At 65.5% G+C, this 10,145-nt stretch carries 10 protein-coding genes; 7 read left to right on the top strand and 3 right to left on the bottom strand.

Annotation, left to right across the window (positions count from 1 at the left end):
• Positions 1-93: 93 nt before the first annotated feature.
• Genes secB through ACE039_RS09430 form a run of 3 tightly spaced genes read right to left on the bottom strand, consistent with a single transcriptional unit; the run spans position 94 to position 1,401 of the window.
• Positions 94-633: a protein-export chaperone SecB gene (gene secB / locus ACE039_RS09420; RefSeq protein ID WP_310035309.1), complete on the bottom strand. Its 540-nt coding sequence runs from the start codon at positions 631-633 to the stop codon at positions 94-96.
• Between the two features lie 39 nt (positions 634-672).
• Positions 673-930, bottom strand: coding sequence for a glutaredoxin 3 (gene grxC / locus ACE039_RS09425; protein ID WP_088588734.1), 258 nt, complete (start codon positions 928-930; stop codon positions 673-675).
• Between the two features lie 48 nt (positions 931-978).
• A complete protein-coding gene (locus ACE039_RS09430) occupies positions 979-1,401 on the bottom strand; it encodes a rhodanese-like domain-containing protein (RefSeq protein WP_199196740.1) in 423 nt (140 codons plus the stop codon).
• A gap of 184 nt (positions 1,402-1,585) precedes the next feature.
• On the opposite strand from ACE039_RS09430, the gene gpmA reads away from it, so the two are divergent.
• From gpmA to ACE039_RS09465, 7 genes are all read left to right on the top strand, one after another.
• Complete coding sequence (gene gpmA / locus ACE039_RS09435) at positions 1,586-2,338, top strand: 2,3-diphosphoglycerate-dependent phosphoglycerate mutase (protein WP_105555955.1); 753 nt, start codon at positions 1,586-1,588, stop codon at positions 2,336-2,338.
• A 189-nt stretch (positions 2,339-2,527) separates the two neighbouring features.
• Entirely contained in the window at positions 2,528-4,123 is a 1,596-nt protein-coding gene (locus ACE039_RS09440; RefSeq protein WP_485811263.1) for a murein hydrolase activator EnvC family protein, read from the top strand.
• A gap of 84 nt (positions 4,124-4,207) precedes the next feature.
• Positions 4,208-5,653, top strand: coding sequence for a S41 family peptidase (locus ACE039_RS09445; protein ID WP_105555957.1), 1,446 nt, complete (start codon positions 4,208-4,210; stop codon positions 5,651-5,653).
• Positions 5,650-6,405 (top strand): HesA/MoeB/ThiF family protein, encoded by a 756-nt coding sequence (locus ACE039_RS09450; RefSeq protein ID WP_448708774.1) that lies wholly within the window; start codon positions 5,650-5,652, stop codon positions 6,403-6,405. The genes ACE039_RS09445 and ACE039_RS09450 overlap by 4 nt, the downstream gene beginning before the upstream one ends.
• Positions 6,406-6,544: 139 nt before the next feature.
• Entirely contained in the window at positions 6,545-7,741 is a 1,197-nt protein-coding gene (locus ACE039_RS09455) for a diguanylate cyclase domain-containing protein (protein WP_485822211.1), read from the top strand.
• 82 nt (positions 7,742-7,823) lie between these two features.
• On the top strand, positions 7,824-8,543 hold the full coding sequence (locus tag ACE039_RS09460; RefSeq protein WP_485822212.1) for a FadR/GntR family transcriptional regulator: 720 nt from the start codon (positions 7,824-7,826) through the stop codon (positions 8,541-8,543).
• A complete protein-coding gene (locus tag ACE039_RS09465) occupies positions 8,540-9,952 on the top strand; it encodes an FAD-binding oxidoreductase (protein ID WP_105555961.1) in 1,413 nt (470 codons plus the stop codon). The genes ACE039_RS09460 and ACE039_RS09465 overlap by 4 nt, the downstream gene beginning before the upstream one ends.
• Positions 9,953-10,145 lie beyond the last annotated feature (193 nt).

The raw sequence follows: 10,145 nt of genomic DNA on the forward strand, positions 1-10,145 counted from the left end.
CCCCCCCCCCAGCGCGGTGCCCCAACTTCCCGCACCCAGGACGGCAACGCGCAGGCGCGGCTCTGTGGGATTGTTCATCGGGGCGCGGCGTGCTTACTGGCGGGTGGCGCTGGGGGGCAGAATGATGCCCGAGTCGCTGCCGTTGCCATTGCCGTTGGTCGCGCCTTGCTGCTGTTGCAGTTCGGCCAGGCGTTGCTCGTACAGGGCCTGGAAGTTGACTTCCGTCAGGTGCAGCGGCGGCATCGAGGTGCGGGTGATCGCGTCGGCGATGTTGGCGCGCAGGTACGGGTACAGCATCGTCGGGCAGACGATGCCCAGCAGCGGATCCAGCTGCTCTTCCGGAATGTTGGCGGCTTCGAAGATGCCGGCTTGCGTGCCTTCGACCAGGTACACGACCTTATCGTTGATGCGGGTGGTGACGGTGACGGTGACCGTGGTCTCGAACACGGTTTCCGCCAGACGCTGGCCGCCCACGGTGATGCTCACTTCGACCTGGGGCGCTTCTTGCTCCAGGAAGACGTGAGGCGCGTTCGGCATTTCCAGCGAAAGGTCTTTCAGGTAGACGCGTTGCAGATTGAACGAGGGCGCGTCGTTGCCGCCTTCTTGCTGGGTGTTTTGGTCTTGATCAGCCATGAGTGTTTCCGTTGGTGGAGGGGGCAAAAGAGAGGGCGATTAGCCGTTCAGCAAGGGGGCAAGGCCACCCGAGCGGTCCAGGGCCATCAAGTCGTCGCAACCGCCGACATGGGTATCGCCGATGAAGATCTGCGGCACGGTGCGCCGGCCGGTACGTTCGATCATGACATCGCGCTGGGACGGGTCGCGGTCGATCTGGATGATCTCCAGGTCGGTCACGCCGCGTTGCTCGAGCAGAGCCTTGGCGCGGGCGCAGTAAGGACAATAGTCCTTGCTGTACATGACAACTTTATTCATAGGCGCTCCTGCGATTCGGGTTTGAAGAAAGGGGACGGGCGCCCCGGTTCAACCCTTCTGGGTAACCGGCAGGCTGGCGGCCGACCAGGCGCGCATGCCGCCATCCAGCGGCACGACGTCGGTGAAACCTTGCGCGCGCAGCTTGGCCGCGGCACGGGCGGAATCGCGGCCATTGTCGCAAACCACGACCAGCGGCTTGTTCTTGGGCAGCGACGCGGCCTTTTGTTCGATGTCGGCGGCCGGCAAGTTGCGTGCCTGGGCGATATGGCCGGCCTGGAATTGCTCGGCGGGACGCACGTCGACCCACACGGCATTGCGCTGGTTGACCATCTGGATGGCCTCGCCGGTGCTGACGGCCGAGCCGCTGCGCCCCTTGCGGAGCGCGGGAATGGCCAGCATCACGCCGGAGATCACGGCGACGGCGACGATGAAGACGTTATTTTTATCGAGCAAGAATTGCAGAAGATCCACGGGGCATCCTGAAGTACGGCGACAAGCCTGGTAGGGGCGAACCCTTGGCGTCGCCTCAGGGGCCGCGCCAGGGAAATGGACGGGTGCGCCGGGGCAAAATCAAGGGCAAAATCACTCAATTATAAAATGAGCGCATTCTTTAACCATCCCCTAACTTTAACCCGCGCGGAAAGCGTGCCAAACCATGCATAAACTTGTTCTGATGCGCCACGGCGAAAGCCAATGGAATCTGGAAAACCGTTTCACCGGCTGGACCGACGTCGACCTGACCGAAACCGGCCGTGAACAGGCCCGCAAGGCCGGAGAATTGCTGAAGAAAGAGGGCTACACCTTCGATCTGGCCTATTCGTCGCTGCTCAAGCGCGCCATCCGCACGTTGTGGATCGCGCTGGACGCCATGGACGCCATGTACACCCCCGTGGGCGTGAACTGGCGCCTGAACGAACGCCACTATGGCGCGCTGCAAGGCCTGAACAAGGCCGAAACCGCCGCCAAGTACGGCGACGAGCAGGTCCTGGTCTGGCGCCGCGCCTATGCCATCGCCCCGGAACCGCTGTCGCTGGACGACGAGCGTCATCCGCGTTTCGACAGCCGCTACGCCAAGATCCCGGCCGACCAGCTGCCGGCCACCGAGTGCCTGAAAGACACCGTGGCCCGCGTGCTGCCGTTCTGGAACGAATCCATCGCCCCGGCCATCCGCTCGGGCCGCAAGGTGCTGGTCGCCGCCCACGGCAACAGCTTGCGCGCGCTCATCAAGCACCTGGACAATGTGTCCGACGACGACATCGTCAACCTCAATATTCCGACCGGCCAGCCGCTGGTCTACGAATTGGATGATGACCTGCGCCCCATCCGCCACTATTATCTGGGCGATGCCGCCGAGATCGAGGCGGCCATGGCTGCCGTGGCCGCCCAAGGCAAGGCCAAGAAGGACTAAAAGGACCCGTTCACACCAGATGGAACCCCGCATGATTGCGCAATCACCCTCCGGGCAGGCTGGCACTCGGGCGCCAGGCGTCGTGGTGGCCACCTTGCGTGGTGCAGGCCGCGCGGCGTCGGCCACGCCTGGCCTGGCCTCCGATTTCCAGTTTGTGCGAGGCTCCTTCCGGTGAGAGCAGGTCCTTCTATGCGTCACACGGCAGGGTTGTTGTTGGCGGTCATGTTGGCAGGTGGGGTGTTGTCGGCCCGCGCGGCCCCCAACGACCTTGCCGGGCGCCAGTCCGACGCCGAACGCCAGCAGGCCGCCTTGCGCGACCGCATCGAGAACCTGCAAAAGGACATCGACGGCCGCGAGGCCGCCCGCAAGGAAGCGGCCGACGCGCTCAAGCAGTCGGAGTCCTCGATTTCCAGGATCAACCTGCGCTTGCGGGAATTGGGCGAGGCCAACCGCCAGGCGCAGGCCGACCTGGCCAGCCTGGAAAAGCAGATTGGCGCGCAAGAGGCCGTGCTGGCAAAGCGCCGCACCGAGCTTGCCGATCAACTGCGCACCCAATACACCAGCGGCGTGTCGCCCTGGACGGCGCTGCTGTCCGGCGACGATCCCCAGGTGCTGGGCCGTAACCTCGGCTACCTGGATTACGTGTCGCAGGCCCGCGCCAATGCCGTGCAGGCGCTGCGGGCCGACATCGACCGCCTGGCCGCCTTGCAGGCGCGTGCCGATGCCCGCCGCGGCGAGATCGAAAAGGTCGTGGCCGAAACCTCCGAACAGAAGACCGCCCTGGTCGGCCAGCAGAAAGAGCGCGCCACGCTGCTGGCGCAACTGGAAGGGCAGATCGCCGCCCAGCGCGCCGAAGCCAACAAGCTGGGCCGCGACGATCAGCGCCTGTCGCGCCTGATCACCGACCTGGACGCGGCGATCACCAAGCAGATCGAAGAAGCCCGCAAAGCCGAAGAGGCGCGCAGGAAGGCCGAAGAGGCGCGCCGGGTGGAAGAAGCCCGCCGCGCGGCCGAAGACGCCAAGAAGCGCGCCGAGGCGCAACGCCGCGCGGACGAAGCCCGCAAGAAGGCCGAGGCAGACCGCAAGCTGGCGGCCGACGCCGCTGCCCGGCGCGATCGCGACAGCCGCGACGCCCAGGAAGCGGCCCAGGCCCGCGAACAAGTCGAGACGGCGTCGCGCCAGAATCGCGGCCCCGTCGCCGTGGCCGACCCGGACGCCGCCGGATTACGCCCGGCTGAACAGCGCCACACCCGCCTGACGGATCCGGCCGACACGCCGCCGCCATCGACGAAACCTGCGGATTCTCCCAAAAAGGCGGAACCCGCCGAACCCGAAACCACTCCAACCCGCACCGCATCGGCCCAGCAGACCACTCGCGCCGTGCCGCTGGGCGGGGGCAACGGCTTGAAGCATGGCCTGGCCATGCCGGTACGCGGGCAGGTGCAAGGCCGTTTCGGGGTCGACCGCCCGGACGGCGGTGTCTGGCGTGGCGTGGTGCTGCGCGCGCCGGAAGGCACCCCCGTCAAAGTGGTGGCTCCGGGCACCGTCGTCTACGCCGAGTGGCTGCGCGGTTTTGGCAACCTCATCATTGTGGATCATGGCCAGCAGTACCTGACGGTCTATGCTTACAACCAAAGTCTGCTCAAACGAGTGGGAGATTCAGTGACAGGTGGCGATACTATTGCTACGGTAGGGGCAACCGGCGGCCAAGTGGAATCCGGCCTATACTTTGAAATTCGCCATCGTGGCGCTCCTGTGGATCCGGCCCAGTGGCTGGCCCAGTAGGGGCATTGGCAAAATTGTCGTTGGTAAATAACCGTTGGTGAATTACCAAACCCCATCGGCGAAAACAAAATTCGGGAAGTGTGCATGGGCACTCGCAAGTTTCGCGGTTTCGGTCTGATAGCCATCGGTGCGGTGGCTGGCGTATTGCTTAGTGTTGGAGTGACAGCCGTCGCCCAGCGCGGCAGTCCCTTGCCACTGGACGAGCTCAGGCAACTGACCAGCGTGTTCGCCGCCATCAAGAACAACTATGTCGAGGCGGTCGACGACAAAACCCTGATCGACAATGCCATTTCCGGCATGGTTTCGAACCTGGACCCGCATTCCGCCTACCTGGATGCCGACGCCTTCCGCGAAATGCAGACGGCCACGCAAGGCGAGTTCGGCGGCCTGGGCATCGAAGTCGGCGCCGAAGACGGCTTCGTGAAGGTGATTTCGCCGATCGAAGGCACGCCCGCCGCGCGCGCTGGCGTCATGGCCGGCGACCTGATCATCAAGATCGACGACACGCCCACCAAGGGCATGACCCTGAACGACGCGGTCAAGCTCATGCGCGGCGCACCCAAGTCGCCGATCACGCTGACCATCATGCGCGCCGACCGTCCCCAGCCCATCGTGCTGAAGATCGTCCGCGACATCATCAAGGTGCGCAGCGTGCGCAGCAAGATGCTGGACAACGGCGTGGGCTACATCCGCGTCGCGCAGTTCCAGGAAAAGACCGGTTCGGACCTGGCCAAGGAACTGAAGGACCTGGGCGCCAAAGAGCCGCTCAAGGGCCTGGTCCTGGACCTGCGCAACGATCCGGGCGGCCTCTTGACCAGCGCCATCGGCGTGTCCGGCGCCTTCCTGCCGGCCGACGCCCTGGTGGTGTCCACCGACGGCCGCACGCCCGACGCCCGCCACAAGTACCTGGCCACGCCGTCGGAATACGCTCGTGGTGAAAGCAACTACCTGTCCGGCCTGCCGGCCTGGACCAAGACCGTGCCGATGGTGGTGCTGGTGAACGTGGGTTCGGCCTCGGCCTCCGAGATCGTGGCCGGCGCGCTGCAAGACCACAAGCGCGCCAAGGTGCTGGGCAACCGCACCTTCGGCAAGGGCTCCGTGCAGGTCATCCTGCCGCTGTCCGAAACCACCGCGGTCAAGCTGACCACGTCGCGCTACTTCACGCCCAACGGCCGCTCCATCCAGGCGACCGGCATCGAACCGGACTACGTCGTTGCCGATACGGCCGACGGCGACTTGTTCCGCCTGCCGCGCGAAGCCGACCTGCAGCGCCACCTGTCCAACCCGGGCACGTCCAACGAAGTGAAGTCCAATGCCGAGCAGGACAACGTCGACGTCCCGACCAAGGTGTTCGAATTCGGCGGCAAGGACGACTTCCAGTTGCAGCAGGCGCTGAACGTGCTGGCCGGCAAGCCGGTGCAAAAGGGCTCGGCCCGTGCACAGGCCAAGGCTGACGCCAAGGCCGGCGGCGGCACGCCCACGCGCATGAAGATCACGCCGACCGGAGTCGAGCCCAGCAAGGACAAATGAACGACGAGCAACTGCTGCGCTACGCCCGCCACATCCTGCTGGACGAGCTAGGAATCGAAGGGCAGGAAAAACTGCTGGCGGCGCGTGTGCTCATCGTTGGGGCGGGTGGACTGGGTTCACCCGCCGCGCTCTACCTGGCCACCGCCGGCGTGGGCGACATCACCCTGGCTGACGACGACATCGTCGAACTCAGCAACCTGCAACGCCAGATCCTCCACACCACCGCCAGCGTCGGCCGCCCCAAGGCCGAGTCCGGGCGCGACATGCTGGCGGCGTTCAATCCGCAGGCGCAGGTGCATGCCCGGGTCGAACGCCTGAAAGACCAGTCGCTGTCCGACGCCGTCGCCGCCGCCGACCTGGTGCTGGACTGCACCGACAACTTCACCACCCGCCACGCCATCAACCGTGCTTGCGTGCAACACCGCAAGCCGCTGGTGTCCGGCGCGGCCATCCGCTTTGACGGCCAGGTCAGCGTGTACGACCTGCGCGATGACAACGCGCCCTGTTACCACTGTCTGTTCCCGGAAGCGGACGACGTCGAAGAAGCCAACTGCGCCACGATGGGGGTCTTCGCCCCGGTCGTCGGCATCATCGGCAGCATGCAGGCGGCCGAAGCGCTGAAACTGCTGTCCGGCGTGGGCGAAAGCCTGTCCGGCCGCTTGCTGTGGCTTGACGTCCGCACCATGCAGTGGCGCAGCGTCAACGTCCAGCGCGACCCCGAATGCGCGGTTTGCGGGCATCGCGACCACTGAGGCCGGCCCAGGCGCCAGGCGAGAAATTCGTTTTGCGCCGGGGGCTTATTGCCCTTGGGGACAATATTAAAGGCTTGAAATACCTGCTATAACGCCAGCCAGCCTACTCAATACAGGTAATGGCGATGGACGTGACGGCGTGGACACAGGACTGAAGTTCAGCTTGCCCAAGTGGCGCCTGACGCGCTGGTTGACGCACGCCGGCCAGGATACGCCCGCGGATATCCGCGCGGCGCTGATCGCCAGCCTGTTCGGCACGCTGCCCATCTTTGCCGGTGGCGTCATCAATACCCTGATGATTTCGGGCGTGGTCACCTGGCGCCGCCCCGAGCCCCTGTACATCTCGTGGCTGGCGCTGGAGGTGGTGCTGGCCATCGTCCGGGTCACGATCCTGCGCGCCGCCTTGCGCGCCGCGCCAAAGGGCGGCAACACCCATACCGACCTCTACATCGTGCTGGCGCTGCTGTGGGCGTTCAGCGTGGGCTATGGCGTGTTCATTACCTTCCTCAATGGGGATTGGCTGGCCGCCACCTTGGCCGGGGTGTCATGCGGCGCGATGGCAGGCGGCATCTGCTTTCGCAACTACGGCGCGCCCCGCCTGGTCGGCGCCATGATCTTCCTGAGCCTGGGCCCCATGTGCCTGGGCGCGCTGTTCACCGGCGAATATGTCACCGCCATCGTCTTCATCCAGATTCCGTTCTACCTGGTCAGCATGAGCGTCGCGTCGCATCGGCTGAACCGCATCCTGGTGTCCACCATGCTGGCCGAACGCGACAGCGAACGGCGCGCCAACGAAGACGCGCTGACGGGCCTGGCCAACCGGACGGGGCTGCAGGTGGCGCTGGAGCGCGTCTGCGCCAGCGCGCGGGCGCACGACAGCCATGTCGCGCTGCTGTACATGGACATGGACGATTTCAAGCGCATCAACGACACCTACGGCCACGCGGCGGGTGATCAGGTATTGACCACCGTCGCCCAGCGCATGCGCGGCATGCTGCGGGTGGACGACGTTGCCGCCCGGATCGGGGGCGACGAATTCATCGTATTGGTGACGGGCATCGACGCCACGGCGGCGCTGCGACTGGGCGAACACTTGCTACACGACGCCTCTCAGCCCATCTCGCTGGCGGACGGCACCCGGGTCAGCGTGGGGCTTTCGATCGGCATTTCGATTATTTCTGGCGCCAATCGCAGCCCGCAGGCCGCGCTGGATTCCGCGGATGCCGCGTTGTACCGCGCCAAGGCGCGGGGCGGCCGTTGCTGCGAAATCGTCGGGGGCGGCGATGTCGACGCCACGGCGTCCGCAGGGGCCAGCGGAGAACCCGCCACCATTTGAACGGGGCGCATGCGCCGGCAGCTGGGGCGGATTGGGTTGAAAGTTATCAGATAACCTGAAAAATCTGGCCTATAATCCGGGCATGCTGACCAAGACCCTGACCTTGACCGAACAGGTCGCCCGCCAGATCGCCACCGACATTGCCGATGGCGTGCACCCGGTCGGCGCCAAATTGCCGTCCGGCCGGATTCTGGCCGGCCAATACGGCGTCAGCGCCGCCGTGATCCGGGAAGCGACGGAGCGCCTGCGCGCCCAGGGCATGATCCAAAGCCGGCAGGGCTCGGGCAGCACCGTGGTGTCGCGCACTGGCAGCCAGGGCTTTCAGGTGTCCAGCGGCATCGGCGTGGACCGTGGCCAATTGGCCGGCGTCTACGAATTGCGGATGGAGCTGGAAGGGGGCGCGGCCGCGTTGGCGGCGTTGCGGCGCAATGCCGCCGACCTGAGCGCCATGGCGCAGGCGCTCGCCAGCCTGGAGGCCCATCTTGACCATCCCGACGACGGCGTGGAACACGATGTGGCGTTCCACATTGCCATCGCCGCGGCCACGCACAACAATACCTACCAGGACCTGTTGCAGTACTTGAATCTGCAGTTGCGGCTGGCGGTCCGCACCGCACGGTCCAACAGCCGTCTGCAAGAGGGACTGACCGCGGCGGTGCACCAGGAACACGTCGCCGTGTTCGAGGCCATCCGCGCGGGCAATCCCGAACAGGCCCGCCAGGCGGCGGTCTTCCATTTGCAGCAGGCGGCTCGCCGCCTGCAACTCGATCCCTTATTTTTCGCGGCAACGCAGACACCATGAGCGCATCCGACTTCACGCAACGCCTGACCCAGGCCCTGGGCCCCGACACCGTCTACACCGCTGACGCGGATATCGCTCCGTGGCTGTCCGACTGGCGCGGCCTGTACAACGGCCATGCCCAAGCCGTCGTGCGCCCGCGCACCACCGCCGACGTTGCCGCTTGCCTGGCCTTGTGCCAGCAGGAGGGCGTGCCGGTGGTGCCGCGTGGCGGCAATACCGGCCTGTGCGGCGGCGCGACGCCGGACGGCAGCGCGAAGAACGTGGTGCTTAGCCTGGACCGCATGAATGCCGTGCGTTCCATCGATACCGTGGCCAACACGATGGTGGCCGAAGCCGGCGCCATCCTGGGCAATCTGCGCCGCGCCGCGCAGGACGCGGGGCGCCTGTTGCCGTTGAGCCTGGCGGCGGAAGACTCCAGCCAGATCGGCGGCAACGTTGCGACCAACGCCGGCGGCGTCAATGTGGTGCGCTACGGCATGGCGCGCGAATTGGTGCTGGGCCTGGAGGCCGTGTTGCCCACGGGCGAAATCTTCAATGGCCTGCGCACGCTGCGCAAGGACAACACGGGCTACGATTTGAAGCAGTTGCTGATCGGCTCCGAAGGCACGCTGGGCGTGATCACGGCGGTGGCGTTGCGCCTGTTTCCGCGCACCGATGTGCGTTCGGTGGTGCTGACGGCCGTCGAGTCGCCTGCGCAGGCGCTGCAGTTGTTCGAGATTCTGTTCGAGCAGTGCGGCGCGCGCCTGCAGGCGTTTGAGTACTTTTCGGGCGATTGCCTGGATCTGGTGCTGACGCACGCCGAAGGGGTGCAGGAACCGTTCGATCAGCGCTATCCGGCGTATGTGCTGGTGGAGTTGGCCGACACGGCCGATGAGGCGGGCCTGACGACGCTGCTGGAAAGCGTGATCGGCACGGCGCTGGAACGCGGCCTGTGCCTGGACGCCGCGGTGTCGGCGTCGTTGTCGCAGTTGCAGACGCTATGGAAGTTGCGTGAAGAAATCTCGGAAGCACAGCGCGCGGATGGCCCGCACCTGAAGCACGACGTGTCGCTGCCGATCGAACGCATCCCGGAGTTCATGGTGTCGGCAGAGGCACGCGTGCGCGCGCTGTACCCCGATATCCGCCCGTTCATTTTCGGCCACTTCGGCGACGGTAATCTGCACTACAACCTCTCACGTCCGGCAGGTGCCGACAGGGATTGGGTGGCGGTAAATGGTGCGGCGATCACGGATGCGGTGTTGGATGAAGTGAATCGCTATGGCGGAAGTATTTCAGCGGAACACGGGATCGGGCAGTTGAAGCGGGAGCATTTTCTGCATAGCAAGGATGCCGTGGAGTTGAGGTTGATGCGGGAGATCAAGAAGGTGATGGATCCGGCGGGGATTATGAATCCGGGGAAGTTGCTGTAGGGCGGGTGTTCTTGGGGCGTCTTTAGGTGTTCTTGGGACGTCTTTGAATCTTCGTGGGACGCTCGTCGCCGGGGTCGGGTGGGTGGCGCGCGCCCACGATTGCGGTCCGGAGCCTTCGCTCCGGACTGCCCTCTCGTCATCTTCGTTGCGGCCTACGGCCGCTGCCTTCAGATTCCCTCGGGCGCATCAAGGT

The organism is Achromobacter maghribensis (assembly GCF_057334215.1).